Source organism: Acidocella aquatica (genome assembly GCF_030160635.1).
Taxonomy (GTDB): Bacteria; Pseudomonadota; Alphaproteobacteria; order Acetobacterales; family Acetobacteraceae; genus Acidocella; species Acidocella aquatica.
This window is the reverse complement of sequence record NZ_BSOS01000062.1, coordinates 1-1,507: the sequence shown is the minus strand read 5'-3', so window position 1 is coordinate 1,507 and position 1,507 is coordinate 1. Positions and strand designations below refer to the sequence as shown.

Below are 1,507 nucleotides of genomic sequence, written 5' to 3'. Positions count from 1 at the left end.
AAGGCAAAATACAGATGCAAATTTAACCCATAAACTCCATAAAAAGCCTATCCGCGCACAGGTCTCATAAAACGTAAATTACGATTTTGATCAAGGCGAGACTGTGAAGCGGCATGGATTAAGGACCCCGGTTTGGGGGTAATCGGCGTCCAATAGGGGCTCTGAATCAATCTCGGTGCGGTTGAGTGCGGAATCCTATTCATCCGCTATATTGCCCTGAATCTCTTTGGAGGCTCAGAAATGCGTGCTTACCGCGGTCGAAATTCGTTGATGCCCTGCCGGTAATTTCGCGTCGTTTTTGTGCATCTGCTGTTTGCGCTACCTGACATCCGTGCGGCGTTTGATTTCGCCATTGAGCCGCTCGATGGGGTTTGTGCTGTGGATTTTGGTGCGGTGTTCCTTGGGGAAGCCCATGTAGGCCAATACATCTTCCTCCATTTCATCCATCATGGCGGTGAGCTTGGCGGCTTTGGGGCGCAACTGGTCGGTCACCTGGCGCCACTGCGCCTTTGCAGATGCTGCGTCGTCCTGGGCGAAGGCGGTGCCAACGAAGGCGGCAACGACACCGCGCCCCTGGCGGCCGGCATGGGCCAGCAGGTTGCGCATCATATGCACCCGGCAACGCTGCCAGGTGGCGTGCAGCACCTTGGTAATGGCGGCTTTCAGACCCTCATGGGCATCCGAGATCACCAGCTTGACGCCGCGTAGACCGCGGCGGCAGAGACTGCGGAGGAATTCGGCCCAGAATGTTTCCGCCTCGGATGCACCAATCGCCATGCCGAGCACTTCGCGCCTGCCATCACCATTGACGCCGGTTGCGATGGTGACGGCGACCGAGACAATCCGTCCGGCCTCGCGCACCTTCAGATAGGTGGCGTCCAGCCACACATACGGCCAGTCGCCCTCCAGCGGGCGGTCGAGGAAGTTATTGATTTTATCGTCGATTTCGCCACACAGGCGCGAGACCTGACTTTTGCTGATGCCGCTCATGCCAAAGGATTGCACGAGGTCGTCAACCGAGCGGGTGGAAACGCCCTGCACATAGGCTTCCTGGATCACGGCGCTCAAGCGCCTTCTCCGCCATCCGGCGCGGCTCCAGGAAGGCCGGGAAATAGCTGCCTTGCCGCAGTTTTGGCACGCGCAGTTCGATGGTGCCGGCGCGGGTTTCCCAGGTTCGGTCGCGATACCCGTTGCGCTGGTTCACGCGCTTGCCATAGGGCGCGCCGGTCAGGCTTTCCGCTTCCAACTCCATCAGCCGCTGGGCGGTAAAGCCCACCATCTCCCGCAAAAGCTCGGTATCGGAACTCTTCTCCAGAAGCGCGCGAAGCGCCATAATGGGGTCGGTCATCGTTGTCATCTCCTTTGGTCCTTGGTTGGTCGGTTGCAATTCCAACCTTAACCGAAGAACGACGATGACCACCGCTGTGGGTAAGTAGCCCGCCTAACATTACAGTTGTGATTTAGATTTGATGTACGCTTTCTGTGCGGCGGCTTGGTGAGCTCGGCG

General features: G+C 58.1%; 1 pseudogene. It reads right to left on the bottom strand.

Going from position 1 to position 1,507, the window contains the following annotated elements:
* Positions 1–324: 324 nt before the first annotated feature.
* A pseudogene (locus QQJ84_RS09370) lies at positions 325–1,348 on the bottom strand (IS256 family transposase); the annotation flags it as partial.
* Between the last annotated feature and the right edge of the window lie 159 nt (positions 1,349–1,507).